Source organism: Actinomyces sp. W5033 (assembly GCF_051303165.1).
Map to the genome: position 1 here is coordinate 37,832 of NZ_JBPPGD010000007.1, position 17,131 is coordinate 54,962.

Below are 17,131 nucleotides of genomic sequence, written 5' to 3' on the forward strand. Positions count from 1 at the left end.
GGGGCGGCGCCCCGCGAGGTGCCCGGGGACGCGTGTGCCCCGGGTGCTGAAGGCGGGCGCCCACCCGAATTGAGAACGGATATCGTTGTCACATAGACTGCGAGCGTGACAATCGTTATCAGGAACCTGGCGGTGGAGATCGCCGGACGACGCCTCGTCAACGGCGTCTGCCTCGACCTCGCCCCCGGCAGCTCCTCCGCGCTCGTCGGCGCCTCCGGGGCGGGCAAGTCCCTCACGTGCGCCGCGCTCGCGGGCACCCTGCCTCCAGGCGCCCGGGCCGAGGGGCTGCTGATGCGCCGCGGCAAGGAGGAGCCAGACGGCCGGCCCGGCAACGCCGTCCTTCCCCTTCCCGCCCAGCAGCGTCCCGAGGACCTGCGCGTCGCCCTCGTCCAGCAGGACCCCGCCACCGCCCTGCACCCCCTGCTGCCCGTCATCGAGCAGGTCGCCCGCGCCGCCCGCACCACCCGCCGCGGAGCCGGACGACGACGCGGCGTCGCCCGCGCGCTCGAGCTCCTCACCGCCGTCGGGCTGGGGGCCGAGCTCGCCGAGCGCGTCCCCGGACGGCTCAGCGGTGGGCAGCGCCAGCGCGCCGCCCTCGCCCTCGCCCTCGCCTGCGACCCCGCCCTCCTCATCGCCGACGAGCCCACGACGGCCCTCGACGTCATCGCCCGCGCTGAGGTCCTCAACGTCCTCACCGCCGTCCTGGCCCGTCTCGGGGACCAGGCCCCCGCCCTGCTGCTCGTCACCCACGACCTGCCCGCCGCCGCCCTGTGCCAGCACGTCGTCGTCATGCACGACGGGCGCGTCATCGAGTCCGGTGAGGCCCTGAGCGTCCTCACCCGGCCCCAGCACCCCCTGACGAGGGCCATGTGCGCCGCAGCCCGGGAGGAGACCCGTGCCGGCGCCCTGGCCGCCACCTGGGCCCGCACCGTCTTCGGTAGGCGCCCAGACGGCGCCGCCCACGCCCTTGGGCTCTCCACCCTCCCGGCAACGGAGGCCGCCCGGTGAGCAGCCCCTCGCTCGCCGTGCGCCACCTCACCCGCTCCTACCCCGGTGAGGGTGGCCGCCCCCACCGCGTCCTCGACCGCCTCGACCTGCGCCTGGCAGGCTCCGAGACCGTCGCCCTGCTCGGCCGCTCAGGCTGTGGCAAGACCACCCTCCTGCGCGCCCTGCTCCTCATCGACCGACCCCAGCGCGCCGACGGCGGTGACATCCTCCTCGACGGCCGCAGCGTCCTCGCCGGTGGGCGCAGCGCCCGCGCTCTGCGCCCCTACCGACGCGCCGTCCAGTACGTGCCCCAGGACCCCGCCGCCAGCCTCGACCCCCGCCACGACGTCCTCGCCCAGGTCACCCGCACCCTGCGCAGCCTCGGGGTGCCCGGCGGCCCCGAGGAGCACGAGGCCACCGCCACCACAGTCCTCAGCGCCCTCGAGCTGCCCCGCGGGTTGTGGCGCCGTCACCCCCACGAGGTCTCCGGCGGCCAGGCCCAGCGTGTCGCCCTCGCCCGCGCCCTCGCACCCGCGCCCCGGTTCCTCGTCCTCGACGAGCCCGTCTCCGGCCTCGACCCCGCTCTGCGCCACCAGGTCCTCGACCTGCTCACCGGGCTCAGCGACGCCGACGGCGGCCTCTGCCTGCCCGTCGGCACCGACGGCGGCGCACCGGCGGGTGCCGGGACCCCGGGTCTCCTCCTCGTCTCCCACGACCTGGCGGCCGTCGCCCGCGTGTGCCGACGCGCCCTCGTCATGGACGGCGGCCGGATCGTCGAGGACGTCCCCACGGCCACGCTCCTGACCGCCCCACAGCACCCGGCCGCCCGCGCCCTGCGGGACGCCGTGCCCCAGATGCCCGCCGGCTGAGCCGGCACCCACACCCCGAAAGGACCCTCATGGACACCACCCTGGTCACCCGACGCCGCGTCCTGGCCCTCCTCGCCGCCGGGGCTGCCGCCGGCGCCGTCGCCTCCTGCTCCCGCAGCACCGCCGGCTCGGCCGCCACCGCCTCCGACGGGCGCATCCGCCTCGCCATGCTCCAGCCGCCCCGCTCCGGCCTCAACCCCCTGTCCGACGACGCCTTCAAGCTCTCTCGCTGGTCCACCGCCGAGACCCTCGTCGTCCTGGACGCCGACGGCAACGCCCTGCCCTGCCTCGCCACTGGCTGGACCCGCGAGGACGCCACCACCTGGCGCTTCACCATCCGCCAAGGCGTCACCTTCCACGACGGCACCGCCCTGACCGCCGAGCAGGTTGCCGCCGACCTCACCTTCGCCGCCGCCTACTCCACCCCGCCGCGCATCCTCGACGGCACCGACCTGGCCGCCGTCGCCGACGGCAACGACGTCATCGTCACCACCTCGACCCCCGACCCCCTCGTGCCCCAGCGCCTGTCCAGCCCCCAGCTCGCCATCCTCGCGGCAGCCGCCTACCCCGCCGACCTCAGCCCGGACGGCCCCGTCAACCCCCAGCACCACGGCACCGGTGCCTTCATCCTCACGCAGGTCGGTGGCACCGCCACGGCCACCCTCGATCGCAACGAGGACTACTGGGCGGGCGCTGCGGCCGCCACCGGCATCGACGTCTCCTACGTGCCCGACGGCACTGCCCGAGGCGCGGCCCTGCGCACCGGTGAGGCGGACATCGTCGAGGCCGTGCCCGTCTCCCAGGCGGCCACCATCGACGACGTCCTCCTCCACGAGGTCCCCATGCCCCGCACCGCCACGCTCTACCTCAACACCCGAGGCGGTGCCTTCGCCGAGCACGGCCTACGAGCCGCCGCCCGCGACGCCATCGACGTCGCCGGCCTCGTGAGCACCATGTACGAGGGGCACGCCGACGTCGCCGCCGGGCTCCTGGGGCCCGCGCTCGGCTGGAGCGCCCAGCAGCGCGCCTGGGGCTCGCAGGCCTGGGCGGGCCGCGACGGCGCCGCCGCCACCGGTGCGGCCCCCGGCGCCACCCGCGCCAGCGCCGTGCCCGCCGGCACCACCATCACGCTGGGCACCTACACCGACCGGCCCGAGCTCGCCGAGATCGTCGTCCTCATCGCCCAGCAGCTCGAGGCCGTCGGCTTCACCGTCACCCAGGACGTGCGCGAGTACGCCCAGATCGAGGCTGACGCCCTTGCCGGGCACTTCGACGCCTTCCTGCTCTCGCGCGCCACCGTCCTGGACTCGGGTGACCCTGTGGCCTACATGGTCTCGGACTTCTCCTCCAGCGGCTCCTTCTCACTGTGCTTCCTCCAGGACGCCGAGGTTGATGCCGCCCTGGCAGCCGCCGCGGCCCTCGAACCCGGCGACGAGCGCCGCGCCGCCATCGTCGCCGCGGAGCAGCGCATCCTCGCCACCGACTGCGCCGTCCCGCTGCTGCACGAGCGCGTCCTGCAGGGCGAGGGCGCCCGCCTGACCGGGGCCGAGCGCGACCCTCGTGAGCGCGCCCTCGTCACCACCGCCACCAAGGTCGCATGAGACGGCCCGCATGGCTCACGGGCGCCGATGGCCCGCCTGCCGTCACCGCTGTCTCCAGGGTGCTCGCCGTCGCGGCCCTCATCGCCCTGGTCGGGCTGCTGCCCTGGCTCAGTGGCAACGACCCGGCCCTGACGGTCCTGCGCGCCGCCTCTGCCGAGCGTGAGGCCACCGCCGAGGTCCTGGCCGCGGTCCGTCAGCGCCTGGGCCTGGACGGTGGGCCCGTGGGCGTCATCGGCCACTGGCTCGCCGGGCTCGCCCACGGCGACCTCGGCACCTCGTGGGTCTCCGGAGCCGCCGTCGGGCCCGGGACCCTCGAGGCCTTCGGCGTCTCCCTCACCCTCATGGGTGCGGGCCTCGCCGTCGCCGCCGTCACCGCCGCCCTGCTCGCCGCACCCTTCCTGCACGATGCCCTCACGGGACGGAGTCGCAGCCGCGGTGGGGCCGTGGCCGCCGCCCTGACCTCCCTGCCCGAGTACCTGCTCGCCCCGGTGCTCCTGCTCCTCATGAGCGTCCACGCCGGGTGGCTGCCGCCCTACGGCTGGGGAGGTCCCGCGCAGCTCGTCCTGCCCGCCCTGTCCCTCGGCCTGCCCGCAGGGGGCCTGCTCGGCGGGCTCGTGGCCGACGCCGTGTCCGCCGTCGCCGCCGAGGCCTGGGTCGCCACCTGGGCCACCGCCGGCATCCGTGGGCGTGCTCTCGCCCTGCCCCTGCTGCGTCGTGCCCTGACCCCGCTCACCGGTCAGGTCGCTCTCGTCGTCGTCGGCCTGACCGGCGGGGCCGTCGCCGTCGAGAAGGTCTTCGCCATCCCCGGGCTCGGACGCGCCCTGCTCGGCGCCGCCACCGCTCAGGACGTGCCCGCCCTCCAGGCAGGCGTCACCCTCCTGCTCGCCCTGGCCCTGGGCGCTGGGGTCCTTGCCTCGCTCGCCCGGCGCCTGCTGCTCGGGCGTGCCGCCGGGGCCGGTGGCATCGCCGCCGCCCCCGCCGTCAGCCGTCCCGGACGCGGCGCGCCGCTCGTCGCCCTCGGTGGTGGCCTGACACTGGGCCTCCTCGTGCTCGCCGGCCTCGGGCGCGACCCCTACGCCGTCGTCGCCGGGCGCCTCGAGGCCCCCGGTGCCGCCCTGCCGCTCGGTGCCGCCCTGCCGCTCGGTGCCGACGCCCTCGGGCGCGACGTGCTCGCCCGTGTCTCCCAAGGTGCGCTCTCCACGATGGCCACCGCCCTCGTCGTCACCGCCGCGTGCCTGCTCATCGGCCTCCTGCTCGCCCTGGTGCCACGCGCCTGCGCCGGTCCCGTCGAGGTCGCGAACGCCGCCCCGCCGGTCCTCGCCGGGCTCATGGTCGCCGCCGTCACCGGCCCCAGCGCCCTCGGCGCCGCCGTCGCCGTGGCCTTGGTCGGCTGGGCCCCGCTGGCGGCACACGCCGCCGCCCTGGTCCAGGAGGCCCGCGAGCGCCCCGACATCGCCATCGCCCCCGTCCTGGGGGAGGGGAGGGCGCGGGTCGCGCTCACCCGGGTGCTGCCCGCCGTCGTCGGACCCCTCCTGCGCCATGGCGCCCTGCGCCTGCCCGGCACAGCCCTCGCCCTGGCCGGGCTCGGCTTCCTCGGCCTGGGCGCCCAGGCACCCGATCCCGAGTGGGGGCTCGTCCTCGCCGAGGCCCTGCCCTATATCGAGCGCGCGCCCTGGGCCGTCGCCGCTCCCGCCGTCGCGCTCGTCCTGCTCAGCATCACGGCCGTCGCCACCTCCCGCAGCGCCCGGCGCGGCTGAGCGGTGCGGGAGGCGCGGCTGGTGCGGGAGGCGCGGCTGGGCGCTGCGTGCTGGCGGATCACGCGCGTGCGGTTGGATCACGTGCGTCGCGCTTTTGGGTGATCCGTCGGCGTGGAGGTGATCCGACGGGGCCGGAGGTGATCCGTCGGTGCGGTGGGGCTCAGGCCTGGCACAGCGTGGCAGGGGCCGTGGAACGGCCGCGCGAGTCCGTGGCCGCGCGAGTCGTGGCCGGCGCAGACCTCGGTAGGGTGAGCGCGTGAATGAGCTTGGCACCGATGGCATGACCTGGGACTCCGCCCGCTACCTCAAGGAGGTGCTGCGCGCGCCCGTGTACGAGGCTGCCGAGCACACCCCGCTGCAGCCGATGCCCGCTCTGTCCGCCCGCCTGGGCTGCACCGTCCAGGTCAAGCGCGAGGACCTGCAGGCCGTCCACTCCTTCAAGATCCGCGGCGCGTACAACGCCATGCGCTCCCTCGACGAGGCTACCCGCGCCCGCGGCGTCATCACCGCCTCAGCCGGCAACCATGCCCAGGGCGTGGCCCGTTCAGCATCCCTGCTCGGGGTCAGCGCCACCATCGTCATGCCCACCGTCACGCCGCGCATCAAGGTGGATGCCGTGCGCGCCCTGGGCGGTGAGGTCCTTCTCCACGGGGACAACTTCGACGCCGCCGCCCGCGAGGCCCGGCGCCTGGCCGAGGCTGAGGGCCGCACCTACGTCGCCCCCTTCGACGACCCGCGCGTCATCGCGGGGCAGGGCACAATCGGCCTCGAGCTCATCCAGCAGGACGCCGAGCTTGACCGGGTGTTCGTGCCGGTGGGCGGTGGCGGCCTCGTGTCCGGCATCGCCGTGCTGGTCAAGGCCCTCATGCCGGACATCGCGGTCATCGGCGTCGAGCACGAGGAGTCAGCCTGCCTGAGCGCGGCCCTGCAGGCCGGTGAGCCGGTCACCCTCGGTCACGTTGGCCTCTTCGCAGAGGGTGTCGCCGTGCGCCGTATCGGTGACGAGACCTTCCGTCTGTGCCGGGTGCTGCTCGACGACGTCGTCACCGTCTCCTCCGACGAGGTCTCGGCCGCCGTGCGCGACCTGTTCGAGGACGTGCGTGCCGTGCCCGAGCCCAGTGGGGCGGTGGCGCTCGCGGGGCTCAAGAAGTACACCGCTGAGCACGTCCTCCGTGATGAGCGGCTGGCCTGCGTGCTGTCGGGCTCTAACCTCAACTTCCACCAGCTGCGCTACATCTCCGAGCGCAGCGAGATCGGTGAGCAGCGTGAGGCCATGCTCGGGGTGACGATCCCCGAGCGCCAGGGCGAGTTCCTGCGCTTCGCCTCCGTGCTGGGCGGGCGGGCCGTCACCGAGTTCAACTACCGCGTCTCCGCCAGCGCGGACCCGGGCCAGCCGGCGCGGATCTTCGTCGGTGTGCGCCTGAGCCGCGGACGCCAGGAACGGCGGGACATCGTCGCCGACCTTGAGGACGCCGGCTACGGGGTCGTCGACCTCACCGAGGACGAGCTCGCCAAGGTGCACGTGCGCTCGATGATCGGTGGGCGTGCGCCGCGCGGCATGGTGGAGCGGCTCTTCTCCTTCGAGTTCCCCGAGTCCCCGGGGGCGCTCGTGCGCTTCCTGGAGGTGCTGGGCACGCGCTGGAACGTCACGCTGTTCCACTACCGCACCGACGGCGCCGACTACGGGCGCATCCTGTGCGCCTTCGAGGCCGGGCCGGGCGACGTCGAGCTGACCGAGCACATGGACCGTCTCGGCTACGCCTACCGGGAGGAGACCGAGGACCCGGCGGCGACGTTCTTCCTCGCGCGCTGAGCTGGCGGGCGGTGAGTGGGGCGGGGCCGTGGCGGGGGTCACGGGTGGCGCTGTAGCGGGAGGCGGACCAAAGGCCTAGGGTAGTTCACGGATCAACTACTTCTGAGGAGCTCCCATGACCAGGATCGCCGTCATCACAGGTTCCGTCCGCCCCGCCTCCGTCGGTGTCCCCGTCGCGCAGTGGGTGGCCGACAAGGCCAGCACCGTCGAGGGCGTCGAGGCCACCGTCCTCAATCTCGCCGACTTCAACCTGCCGATGTTCGTCGAGGACGTCGCCCCCGCCGTGCGGCCCGCCACCGACCCGGCCGCGGTGCGCTGGAACGAGGCCCTGGCCGCCTACGACGCCTACGTCTTCGTCACCCCCGAGTACAACCGCTCCATCCCCGGGGCCCTGAAGAACGCCATCGACTTCATCACGCCCTCCGTCCTGGAGCACAAGGCAGTCGGCCTCGTCTCCTACTCCTTCGGCTCCGGCTTCCGCCCCATCGAGGCGCTGCGCGTCATCCTGGCCAACTTCACCACCGGGGTCGTGCGCCCGCAGGTCAACCTGCACCTGGCTACCGACTTCCAGAACATGAGCGTCTTCGCGCCCGCCGCCTTCCGCGAGGGCGAGGTTCCCGCCATGGTCGAGGCCATCGTCGCCCAGGACCGGGCGCTGTCGGTCCTTCGCTGACGCCAGCGCCCCGCGCCCGTCGGCGGCGCACGAGACGGTCACTCCTCCCTGCTCACCACGGGGAGCCCTTGAGCAGCCGGGCCCTTCTTCCGCACGATCACGCCGAAGAAGGGCCCGGTTGCTGGATGGTGCCAGTCTGTGGCTAGGCCTGAGCGACAGGGGCCACCGCCAGCGAGCGGAAGCGGTTGACCGCGGCCGCCACGTCCACCATCCTCGGGCGCACCAGGAAGGCTGCCTGCTCGTCGAGGGCGTCCAGCCCCTCGTCGTCGAGCAGAGCCTCCAGGTTGCCCAGGCACTCGGCCAGCGTGGACACGCCGTCGAAGCGCTGCTCCAGCAGCGCCCGCAGCGCGTAGGCGACCGCCTCGGCCTGGCCGGGGTCCACGATGCCGGCGACGTCCGAGACGTCCACGTCCTCCCGGTCCAGTGTGAGGGCGTCAGTGCCCCGGGCCCGCGTACGCACGGGACCGCGGCGCTCGCGCCCGGGGGAGGGCAGCGGGACCCGCGCCGTCGGGGAGGGGAAGGCGCTCAGGGCGGTCACCGGCCGCGGCAGGTCGGCGACGACGGCGGCCGCCCGGGCCGTGGCGTCGCGCAGCTCGTAGGAGTCCATAAGCAGCACCTGGTCGGCGACGTCGAGATAGTCGCCCGAGCCGCCCATGACGAGCACGGTTGACACTCCCCGGTCCCGCGCCATCGCGCCGACCCGGTCCACGAGGGGCGTGATCGGCTCGTGCTCGTCGGCCACCAGGGCGCGCATCCGGGCGTCCCGGATGAGCAGGTTCGTCGCGCTCGTGTCCTCGTCCAGCAGCAGGGCCGAGGCCCCGGCCTCCACCGCCTCCACGAGCGAGGCGGCCTGCGAGGTGGAGCCGGAGGCGTTCTTCGTCGTGAAGGAGGCTGTGTCCTGGCCCCCCGGCAGGTGCGAGATGAAGGGGGTGAGGTCCACCGAGGTCACCGCCCGCCCGTCCGCAGCCCGCGCCTTGACCGCGTCGGGGACCGTGGCCACCAGCTCGCGCCCGTCCCCAGGCACGTGCGGGTACACGCCCCGCTCGATCGCCGTCAGCAGGGTGGACTTGCCGTGGTAGCCGCCACCGACGATAAGCGTCACCCCCGGGCCGACGACGGTGCCGCGCACCATGCCCGCGTGCGGCAGGCGCACGCTCGCGGCAAGGGTGTCGGGGGCTGTGAGCGGGACGGCGCTCGAGCGCATCGGCTCGTCGGAGACACCCGAGCGGCGCGGCAGCAGCGAGCCGTCCGCGAGGAAGGAGACCCAGCCGTTGGCGCGTACCGCCTCGGTCAGGGCGCGGTGGTCCTCGAGGGTGGCGACGTGCGCCAGCAGGCGCTCAGCGCGCTGACCGGTGAGGTCGAGGGCGGCGGCCACCTCCCGCGTGAGGTCGCGGCCGAAGATGCGCGAGGCCTCGTGGCCCTGGATGGATCGCCCGCGGGCGGGAAGCGACACGCGGGCGCGCACCTCGACCACCCAGGTACCGGGCTCAGCGCCGGGCAGGAAGGTGACGCAGGAGCGCTCGAGAATCTCCTGGCCGGGCGCCGCGATCGACAGGCTCGTGCCCTTGAAGCCCTGGTGGAGCTCGCGGCTGAGGAAGTCGCCGACGGCGGTGCGCCGGTCCCGTGTGGACAGCAGCTCGCGCTCGCCCAGCACCTCCAAGCCCGCCAGACCGGTGGGGACCTCGACCCGGATGCGGGTCGGTGGTGCGTAGGGGTCTGGCTGGACCCGGTCAACGTGCAGCACCCATCCCTCGGGGGCCGTGTAGTGGCCGATGATCGCCTTGTAGGCCGCGTAGGAGCGGTTGTCGAGGGCGTGGAGGTGCCCGACGAGGTCGGACAGGCTGCCCTGGCGGGGTTGGTCGTCGTAGTCGCGGCGGGGGCGGTCGGGGCGGTACCCGCCGCGCCGCTCGCGTCCTGGCCGGTCCGGACGGAGGCCGGCGTGTGCCCGGTCTGTGCGGTCAGCGGGCTCGCCGCCCGTGTGCCTGCGCTCAGTCATGGGGCGATCCTGGCACACGCGGCGGGGTGGGCCGCCCGACGGTGCTACGCCTCGGGCGCGTCCTCGGGGGCGAGCACGTCCACCTGCGCGGGAAGGTCGATGACGCCGACCGGGCAGGTCACCCCGTTGGGCCCGTGGTTGCAGTAGCCGTCGGGGTTCTTGGCCAGGTAGCCCTGGTGGTAGTCCTCCGCCAGGTAGAAAGGGCCTCCAAACTGCGAGTACAGGCTGGAGGCCTGGGAGATCGTGGTGACGCAGGTACCCATGCCCAGGCGTGTGAGCTCGCTCTGGAACAGGTCCCGGACACGGTGGGCTGCCGCGTCCTGCTCCGGCGTCGTCGTCCACACGGCGGAGCGGTACTGGGTGCCGATGTCGTTGCCGTGCCGGTTGAGCTGGGTGGAGTCGTGGTTCTCCCAGAAGAAGCGCAGCAGCGCCTCAGCACCCTCGCCCGCGACGTGGGGGTCGTAGGCGACGCGCACCGTCTCGGCGTGACCCGTCTGCCCGGTGCACACCTCACGGTAGGTGGCGTTCGGCGTCGTCCCGCCCATGTAGCCGACGGCGGTGGACACCACGCCGGGGCGGCGCCACAGGAAGCGCTCGACGCCCCAGAAGCAGCCGCCCGCGAGGTAGATCACCTGGGTGCCCTCGGGCCAGGGGCCGTTGAGCGGGGTGTGGAGGACGGCATGGAGGCCCGGATCCGGCAGGAGGGTCTCGTCGCGGCCAGGCAGGACGGTGCTGCGCGCGTGAGTCATGGCGCGCATGCTACCGGCGTGGTGGGCGGCGGGTGCGCGAGGCTCATCCCCTGCCCCAACTCCTCGGTTTGCGCGCGAACGTACGGCAAACCCCCAGGGAGTTCGCGCGCAAACCGAGGATCTCGACGGGGAGCGGCGGGGGAGCGGAGACGTGGCGGGGGAGCGGCGGGGCGCGGTCGCGCGGTCACAGGGCCTTGACTGAGATGATCTCCGCCGTGATCTGCTTGCCGTTGGGGGCCGTGTAGGTCACCGTCTCACCGGCCCGGTGGCCCGACAGGGCCTTGCCCAGCGGGGCGTCAGGAGAGAAGACCTTGACGCCCGCGGGGACGTCGGCCGCGATCTCCTGCCCGCCCAGCGCGAAGGTCTGCTCCTTGCCTGCGACCCGCGCGGTGACCACCGTGCCCGCTACGACGGTGCCGTCGTCCACCACCGCGCCGATCTGGGCGTGCTCCAGCAGTTCGGTGAGCTGGGCGATGCGAGCCTCGTTGAGCGAGGCCTCCTCACGGGCCGCGTGGTAGCCGGCGTTCTCGCGCAGGTCCCCCTCCTGGCGGGCAGCCTCCACGCGCTGGGCGATCTCCTTGCGATCGGTCTCCTTGCGACGGGCCAGCTCGGCGGTGAGGCGGTCGAAGGCGTCCTGGGTGAGCCAGGTGCCCTGGGTGGACTCGGACATGGCATCTCCTTGAATGCAGGTCCCGGCGCCGGGGCGGTCCGACGCCGGGACGTGTGAGGTCTCGTACCCGGCGGTGAGGCCGGGCTCATGTGGCTCAGCAGTCTAGCCGCAGGCCCGGGACGGGGCCTGGGGCCATGCTGCGGGCAGAATCCCGGGCGAGGTCCCGTTTCCCGGCCACGGTGGCCCTGCCGCCGGGAGGCGGGAGGCTCCGTCGGCCCTCCTGCGCCGCGCCCCCGGGCTCACAGGACGGCGAGGTAGCAGGCGACGCACTGGCACGCCCAGGCCACGACCGTGCACACGTGGAAGACCTCGTGGAAGCCGAACCAGCGCGGCAGCGGGTCGGGATGCTTGCGGGCGTAGACGACGCCGCCGACCGTGTAGGTCAAGCCGCCGGCGACGAGCAGCCACACGATTGCTGGGCCCCCGGTGTGCCAGAACTGCGGCAGGAACCACAGCGCCACCCACCCCAGGACGATGTACAGCAGGGTCGTCAGCCAGCGCGGCGCCGTCGGCCACAGGACGGAGGTGACGATGCCAATGAGGGCCCCACCCCACACGAGCCCGAGCACGAGGGCCGCCGTGCGCGTGTCCAGCAGCGCCACCGACAAAGGCGTGTAGGTCCCGGCGATGAGCAGGTAGATGTTGGCATGGTCCACGCGCCGCAGGACGGTGGTGACGGAGGCCGGGAAGTGGCCGTTGGAGATGTGGTAGAGGCCGGAGTTGGCGAACAGCAGAAGGGAGCACACGAGGTAGGCGGCGCAGGCCCAGGTCAGGGCGGCACCGTCCGCCAGGACGGCGAGCACGAGGCAGGCGGCCAGGGCCAGGGGAGCGGTGGCCGCGTGGATCCAGCCGCGCAGGCGGGGCTTGACGGCCAGGGCCGCGTCGCGCGCGGCGTCCCTGGCGGCGCTGGCGAGGGTGCAGGCGGCGCCGGCCGCCCCGCCGGCCGTGGGGGGAGTGGTGCTGGGGTGATGCGTCACGGGTCCGGGGTGGGTGGTCATGATTCCTCCGGCGCTCCAAGTAAGTTACGGTCCCGTAGGTTACGCCTGCGTAGGTTCGGGGGGAAGGGGTGCTGCTGTGCCGGGCGTCTCCCGTCCGGGTGGGGCCGCGCCCACCTGCCCGGCCCGGCCGGCCTCGCGTACCGTTGGGTGTGGCGCGCACCGTGCGGGCCCGCAGTGCCGCCACCGGGCGGCCGAGTGGAAGGCAGGTGCGAGATGGCCGGCAACACCCTCGTCTACGACCTCTACGAGCGTCGGCTCGCCTCCCAGGTCGAGGCCGGTCGCGTGCCCGAGCACGTCGGCGTCATCCTCGACGGCAACCGCCGCTGGGCCAGGCAGATGGGCATCGGCACCTCCCAGGGTCACAAGCGCGGCGCCGACAAGATCGAGGACTTCCTCGGCTGGGCCCACAGCGCCGGCGTCAAGGTCGTCACCCTGTGGCTGCTGAGCACCGACAACCTCAACCGTGACCCCGCCGAGCTCTCACCCCTGCTCGACATCATCGCCACCGCCGTCGAGGGCCTGGCCCGGGCCGGCACCTGGCGCCTGCGCCTCGTGGGAGCCGTGGACCTGCTGCCCGAGCCCGTTGCCCTGCGCCTGCGCGCCGCCGCCGACTCCACCCGCCCTGACGACGCCGACGGGCGTATGCAGGTCAACGTCGCCGTCGGCTACGGCGGCCGCCAGGAGATCGCCGACGCCGTGCGCGAGGTCCTGCGCGAGCGCGCAGCCGCCGGGGCCAGCCTCGAGGAGGTCGCCGAGAGCCTGTGCGAGGAGGACATCACCGCCCATCTCTACACCAAGGGGCAGCCCGATCCCGAGCTGGTCATCCGCACCTCCGGCGAGCAGCGCCTGTCCGGCTTCCTCCTGTGGCAGTCCGTCCACTCCGAGTACTACTTCTGCGAGGTGTACTGGCCGGACTTCCGGCGTATCGACTTCCTGCGCGCCCTGCGCGACTACGCCAGGCGGGAGCGGCGCCTGGGTCGCTGATAGGGCCGACGGCGAGGCTGCGCGAGGGGCGGCGCCCGGCAGCGCCGACCGCGTGTCGTGGGTCACAGTCGGCTTAGGCTGGTAGGCACGAGGCGGTTGGCCGCCGGGGCGCCGCCACTACCCCTGGAGCGGCGACATGCGCACCTACGTCCTGGACACCTCCGTCCTGCTCTCCGACCCCCGAGCGTTCCTCCGCTTCGCTGAGCACGCCGTCGTCCTGCCCGTCGTCGTCATCACCGAGCTCGAGGGCAAGCGCCACCACCCCGAGCTCGGCTACTTCGCCCGCTCCGCCCTGCGCCTGCTCGACTCCCTGCGTGAGAAGCACGGTCGGCTCGACCGCGCCGTCCCGCTCAACGACCTTGGCGGCACCCTGCACGTTGATCTCGACAACGACAACCCGAGCGTCCTGCCCACAGGCATGCGCCTGGGCGACAACGACACCCGCATCCTCAGCGTCGCTGTGACCCTCGCGCGCGCCGGTGAGGACGTCACCGTCGTCTCCAAGGACCTGCCCATGCGGATCAAGGCTGGCGCGGTGGGCCTCAAGGCGGACGAGTACCGTGCCCAGCTCGCCAGCGACTCGGGCTACACCGGTATGACGAGCGTGTGCGTCACGGCTGAGGAGATGGGCGCCCTGTGGGAGGACGGGGCCCTGCCCCTGGACGTGTTGGCCGACGACGAGGCCGCCGCCCGTCTGGCCGAGGAGCCGGTCCACACCGGTGTCACCGTCACCTCCCCACGCGGCTCGGCCCTCGCGACGGTCGTTGACCAGGCCCTGCGCCTGGTTCGCCCGGACCGTGAGGTCTTCGGTGTGCGCGGGCGCTCCGCCGAGCAGCGCGTGGCCATCGACCACCTGCTCAACCCCGCCATCGGCATCGTCTCGCTGGGTGGCCGAGCGGGCACCGGCAAGTCCGCACTCGCCCTGAGCGCCGGGATCGACGCCGTCGTCAACCGCCGCGAGCACCGCAAGGTCCTCGTCTTCCGCCCCCTGTACGCGGTGGGAGGCCAGACCCTCGGCTTCCTGCCAGGCGACAGCGGGGAGAAGATGCAGCCCTGGTCCGAGGCCGTCTTCGACACCCTCACCTCCGTCATCCCCACCGAGCGCATCGACAGGGTCGTCCAGCTCGGCCAGATCGAGGTCCTGCCGCTGACGCACATCCGTGGGCGCTCCTTCCATGACGCCTTCGTCGTCGTGGACGAGGCGCAGTCCCTCGAGCGCAACGTCCTGCTCACCGTGCTGTCACGCGTGGGGCAGAACTCCAAGGTGGTGCTCACCCACGACGTCGCCCAGCGCGACAACCTGCGTGTGGGGCGCTGGGACGGCGTCGCCTCGGTGGTCGAGTCGCTCAAGGGCAACCCGTTGTTCGCGCACATCGACCTCGTGCGCACCGAGCGCAGTGAGATCGCTGAGCTTGTCACGACGATGCTCGACGACGTGCCCCTGTACTGACTGCGGCTGACCGGTCCCGGCGCCGGGACCGCCGGTGGGCAGCGCCGCCCGGCCCGCCCACCGGCGGCGCTCAGGCCAGCTCGGCGCGCGTGGGAGGGTTCGCCCCAGCGCGCGAGACGGTGACGTCCGCGATCGCTGCGGCGTGGCGCACGACGCGCTCGAGGGTGGCCGAGTCGATGGAGCGAAGGGCCTCGCGCCGGTCAGCGCCGACCAGGTCCTCGCACCACAGGCCGTCCTCGAGCCCGCCCATGAAGGAGTCGCCGGCGCCCACGGTGTCCGCGACGACGACGCTGGGGTCTGCCGGGACCTCGACGCGCTGGCCCGAGGCCGACAGGGCCAGGGCGCCGTGCTTGCCCCGGGTGACGACGACGAGTGCCGCCCCCAGGTCCAGCCAGCCGCGCAGCACCGTCTCCAGCGCCTCGTCGGAGGAGGCGTCGACGCCGTAGAGCCAGGTGACGTCCTCGTTGGAGCACTTGACGAGGTCAGACAGGGCGACAAGGGACTCGACGGTGGCTCGAGCCGCCGCGGGCTCGCCCATGAGCTGGGGGCGGGCGTTGGGGTCGTAGCAGACCGTCGCCGTCGCCCGGTGCTCCTCCAGGGCCCGGTGCACGGTGGAGGCGCCCGGCTCGAGGATGGCGGCGATGGAGCCCGTGTGCACGAGGACGGGCGCCTCGTCGCGCTGCGGGAAGGGCGGGTTCCAGTCGAGGTCGAAGACGTAGGTGGCGGCGCGGTCGGCGCCGATGGTCGCCTGGGCGGTGGAGGTGCGCGCCGCGCCGTCACAGCCGGGGGCCAGGCGGACACCGGAGGCCTCGAGGTGGGACCGGATGGCGGCGCCGCGCGCGTCCGCGCCGATCCAGCAGGTGAGCTCGGCGTCCCGGCCCAGGCGCGCCAGGCCGAGGGCCACGTTCGCGGGAGAGCCGCCGGGGATCTCGCGGGGCTCCTCGCCGGGGTGGATGACGACGTCAACAAGGGCCTCGCCGATGACGAGGGCGGTTCCGGCGCGGCCGGTGGTGGTCGTGTAGGTCATGGCGGGTCCTTCGTGTGTGGCGGGTGGGGCGAGGGGTGGGTGGTTGTGGTGTCGCTCGTTGTGGGCCCGGGCGGGTGGGGCTGGGCACGTGGTGAGGCTGCGGCGCCTGGGGTCTGTGGCTTCCTCGCCACGTGGTGTCAGGCCTCGCTGCCGACGGCCTCCTGACGGGCGACGGCGGCCAGGCGGGAGCGGGCGTCGTCGAGCCAGGACTGGCAGCGGGCAGCCAGGGCCTCGCCCCTCTCCCACAGGGCCAGCGCCTCCTCGAGGGGCACCTGGCCGGCCTCCAGGCGCTGGACCACGGTGACCAGCTCCTCGCGCGCCCGCTCGTAGGACAGGGAGGCGACGTCCGCGTGGGCGTCGCCGACGCCGGCGTCGCTTCCGAGGGGGGAGGTGTCCGGGCTCAGGCTCATACGGTGATTCTTGCACGGCAGGGTGTGCCGCAGGTGGACCTGGCGCATGGGAGAGAACGGAGTGAACACGGATGCCAAAACGTCTTGACAGGGGTGTCGAGCAGGGGTGAGAGTGGAGGCGTCAAAACGATTTGGCCCGGTGTCGTGCCCTGCGGCACCGGCCCCTCCCCAAGGACCAGCCCCGGAGGACAACGATGTCTGCACGCACCCGCACCCCTGAAGCGAGGCCACGCACCAGCCTGCGCCTGCGCCTCGCCCGCCACTGGCAGCTCTACCTCCTGCTGGCGCCCGCGGTCATCTACCTCGTGCTTTTCAAGTACTGGCCGATGTACGGCGTCCAGATCGCCTTCCGCAACTACAACCCCATCGACGGCTTCATGGGCTCGGAGTGGGTTGGCCTCGAGCACATCACGCGCTTCCTGGGTTCCTTCCAGTTCAGCCGCGTCTTCTTCAACACCATCGCCATCAACGTCCTGGGCCTGTGCTTCGGCTTCCCCGTGCCGATCATCCTGGCGCTGCTCATCAACCAGCTCGGATCACGCCGGCTCAAGGCCTTTATCCAGACCGTCCTGTTCTCCCCGGCCTTCATCTCCACCGTCGTCGTCGTCGGCATGCTCTTCGTGCTGCTGTCGCCGCGCTCAGGCATGGTCAACAACGTCATCACGCTGATGGGCGGCACCCCGATCAACTTCATGAATGAGGAGGGGTGGTTCCGGCCCATCTACGTCCTGAGCGACATCTGGCAGAACGCCGGCTTCTCCATGATCATCTACCTCGCCGCCCTCGCGGCCATCGACCCCAGCCTCCACGAGGCCGCCCGCGTCGACGGCGCCAACCGGTGGCAGCGCCTGTGGCACATCGACCTGCCCGGCATCCGCCCGATCGTGTCCATCATGCTCATCCTGGCCGTGGGCAACCTGCTCAACCTCGGTTTCGAGAAGGCGCTGCTTATGCAGACGGACCTCAACCTCGGTGCCTCACAGATCATCCAGACCTACGTCTACGACGTCGGCCTCAAGAGCGCGCAGTTCTCCTACTCCGCCGCCATCTCCCTGTTCAACTCCGTCCTCAACATGATCCTGCTGCTGGTCTTCAACCAGGTCGCCAAGCGCGCCGGCCAGACCAGCCTCTTCTGAGCCGAGGTCCC

Annotated in this window: 15 protein-coding genes; 9 read left to right on the top strand and 6 right to left on the bottom strand. The window is 73.2% G+C overall.

Annotated features, from left to right (window positions below; translation table 11 throughout):
• Positions 1-105: 105 nt before the first annotated feature.
• The 6 genes from ACSJJR_RS06200 (at position 106) to ACSJJR_RS06225 (ending at position 7,700) form a co-directional block, all read left to right on the top strand.
• Complete coding sequence (locus tag ACSJJR_RS06200; protein ID WP_435942707.1) at positions 106-1,008, top strand: ATP-binding cassette domain-containing protein; 903 nt, start codon at positions 106-108, stop codon at positions 1,006-1,008.
• Positions 1,005-1,856: an ATP-binding cassette domain-containing protein gene (locus ACSJJR_RS06205; RefSeq protein ID WP_435942708.1), complete on the top strand. Its 852-nt coding sequence runs from the start codon at positions 1,005-1,007 to the stop codon at positions 1,854-1,856. Before ACSJJR_RS06200 ends, ACSJJR_RS06205 begins: the two co-directional genes overlap by 4 nt.
• Positions 1,857-1,885: 29 nt before the next feature.
• Positions 1,886-3,457: an ABC transporter substrate-binding protein gene (locus tag ACSJJR_RS06210; RefSeq protein ID WP_435942709.1), complete on the top strand. Its 1,572-nt coding sequence runs from the start codon at positions 1,886-1,888 to the stop codon at positions 3,455-3,457.
• The gene (locus tag ACSJJR_RS06215) at positions 3,454-5,214 is read left to right on the top strand and encodes an ABC transporter permease subunit (RefSeq protein ID WP_435942710.1); all 1,761 of its coding nucleotides are present in this window, start codon (positions 3,454-3,456) and stop codon (positions 5,212-5,214) included. Before ACSJJR_RS06210 ends, ACSJJR_RS06215 begins: the two co-directional genes overlap by 4 nt.
• Positions 5,215-5,494: 280 nt before the next feature.
• Positions 5,495-7,027, top strand: a complete 1,533-nt coding sequence (gene ilvA, locus ACSJJR_RS06220; protein ID WP_435942809.1) for a threonine ammonia-lyase, biosynthetic — start codon at positions 5,495-5,497, stop codon at positions 7,025-7,027.
• A 115-nt stretch (positions 7,028-7,142) separates the two neighbouring features.
• Positions 7,143-7,700 carry an NADPH-dependent FMN reductase gene (locus ACSJJR_RS06225; protein ID WP_435942711.1) on the top strand — a complete coding sequence of 186 codons (558 nt, stop codon included), beginning with the start codon at positions 7,143-7,145 and terminating at the stop codon, positions 7,698-7,700.
• Positions 7,701-7,842: 142 nt separating this feature from the next.
• On the opposite strand, the gene ACSJJR_RS06230 is transcribed toward ACSJJR_RS06225, so the two are convergent.
• The 4 genes from ACSJJR_RS06230 to trhA form a co-directional block, all read right to left on the bottom strand.
• Entirely contained in the window at positions 7,843-9,696 is a 1,854-nt protein-coding gene (locus ACSJJR_RS06230) for a P-loop domain-containing protein (RefSeq protein ID WP_435942712.1), read from the bottom strand.
• 44 nt (positions 9,697-9,740) lie between these two features.
• Positions 9,741-10,445, bottom strand: a complete 705-nt coding sequence (gene msrA, locus ACSJJR_RS06235; protein ID WP_435942713.1) for a peptide-methionine (S)-S-oxide reductase MsrA — start codon at positions 10,443-10,445, stop codon at positions 9,741-9,743.
• 184 nt (positions 10,446-10,629) lie between these two features.
• Positions 10,630-11,115, bottom strand: coding sequence for a GreA/GreB family elongation factor (locus ACSJJR_RS06240; RefSeq protein WP_435942714.1), 486 nt, complete (start codon positions 11,113-11,115; stop codon positions 10,630-10,632).
• A gap of 239 nt (positions 11,116-11,354) precedes the next feature.
• Entirely contained in the window at positions 11,355-12,113 is a 759-nt protein-coding gene (gene trhA / locus ACSJJR_RS06245; RefSeq protein WP_435942715.1) for a PAQR family membrane homeostasis protein TrhA, read from the bottom strand.
• 213 nt (positions 12,114-12,326) lie between these two features.
• On the opposite strand from trhA, the gene ACSJJR_RS06250 reads away from it, so the two are divergent.
• Both ACSJJR_RS06250 and ACSJJR_RS06255 read left to right on the top strand, forming a co-directional pair.
• A complete protein-coding gene (locus ACSJJR_RS06250; RefSeq protein WP_435942716.1) occupies positions 12,327-13,097 on the top strand; it encodes an isoprenyl transferase in 771 nt (256 codons plus the stop codon).
• A gap of 136 nt (positions 13,098-13,233) precedes the next feature.
• A complete protein-coding gene (locus tag ACSJJR_RS06255) occupies positions 13,234-14,547 on the top strand; it encodes a PhoH family protein (protein WP_435942717.1) in 1,314 nt (437 codons plus the stop codon).
• Between the two features lie 70 nt (positions 14,548-14,617).
• On the opposite strand, the gene ACSJJR_RS06260 is transcribed toward ACSJJR_RS06255, so the two are convergent.
• Together ACSJJR_RS06260 and ACSJJR_RS06265 are read right to left on the bottom strand one after the other, a co-directional pair.
• A complete protein-coding gene (locus ACSJJR_RS06260) occupies positions 14,618-15,574 on the bottom strand; it encodes a PfkB family carbohydrate kinase (protein ID WP_435942718.1) in 957 nt (318 codons plus the stop codon).
• 137 nt (positions 15,575-15,711) lie between these two features.
• Positions 15,712-15,984 carry an exodeoxyribonuclease VII small subunit gene (locus ACSJJR_RS06265; RefSeq protein WP_435942719.1) on the bottom strand — a complete coding sequence of 91 codons (273 nt, stop codon included), beginning with the start codon at positions 15,982-15,984 and terminating at the stop codon, positions 15,712-15,714.
• Between the two features lie 194 nt (positions 15,985-16,178).
• Between ACSJJR_RS06265 and ACSJJR_RS06270 the strand changes: the two genes are divergently transcribed.
• Positions 16,179-17,120, top strand: coding sequence for an ABC transporter permease (locus tag ACSJJR_RS06270; RefSeq protein WP_435942720.1), 942 nt, complete (start codon positions 16,179-16,181; stop codon positions 17,118-17,120).
• Positions 17,121-17,131: the final 11 nt, after the last annotated feature.

Excerpts from the sequence above, each read along its gene's own strand:
- ACSJJR_RS06250 (WP_435942716.1), top strand. The coding sequence starts at position 12,327 with ATGGCCGGCAACACCCTCGTCTACGACCTCTACGAGCGTCGGCTCGCC.
- ACSJJR_RS06260 (WP_435942718.1), bottom strand. The coding sequence starts at position 15,574 with ATGACCTACACGACCACCACCGGCCGCGCCGGAACCGCCCTCGTCATC.
- ilvA (WP_435942809.1), top strand. The coding sequence starts at position 5,495 with ATGACCTGGGACTCCGCCCGCTACCTCAAGGAGGTGCTGCGCGCGCCC.
- msrA (WP_435942713.1), bottom strand. The coding sequence starts at position 10,445 with ATGACTCACGCGCGCAGCACCGTCCTGCCTGGCCGCGACGAGACCCTC.
- trhA (WP_435942715.1), bottom strand. The coding sequence starts at position 12,113 with ATGACCACCCACCCCGGACCCGTGACGCATCACCCCAGCACCACTCCC.
- ACSJJR_RS06215 (WP_435942710.1), top strand. The coding sequence starts at position 3,454 with ATGAGACGGCCCGCATGGCTCACGGGCGCCGATGGCCCGCCTGCCGTC.
- ACSJJR_RS06270 (WP_435942720.1), top strand. The coding sequence starts at position 16,179 with ATGTCTGCACGCACCCGCACCCCTGAAGCGAGGCCACGCACCAGCCTG.
- ACSJJR_RS06210 (WP_435942709.1), top strand. The coding sequence starts at position 1,886 with ATGGACACCACCCTGGTCACCCGACGCCGCGTCCTGGCCCTCCTCGCC.
- ACSJJR_RS06225 (WP_435942711.1), top strand. The coding sequence starts at position 7,143 with ATGACCAGGATCGCCGTCATCACAGGTTCCGTCCGCCCCGCCTCCGTC.
- ACSJJR_RS06265 (WP_435942719.1), bottom strand. The coding sequence starts at position 15,984 with ATGAGCCTGAGCCCGGACACCTCCCCCCTCGGAAGCGACGCCGGCGTC.
- ACSJJR_RS06240 (WP_435942714.1), bottom strand. The coding sequence starts at position 11,115 with ATGTCCGAGTCCACCCAGGGCACCTGGCTCACCCAGGACGCCTTCGAC.
- ACSJJR_RS06230 (WP_435942712.1), bottom strand. The coding sequence starts at position 9,696 with ATGACTGAGCGCAGGCACACGGGCGGCGAGCCCGCTGACCGCACAGAC.
- ACSJJR_RS06255 (WP_435942717.1), top strand. The coding sequence starts at position 13,234 with ATGCGCACCTACGTCCTGGACACCTCCGTCCTGCTCTCCGACCCCCGA.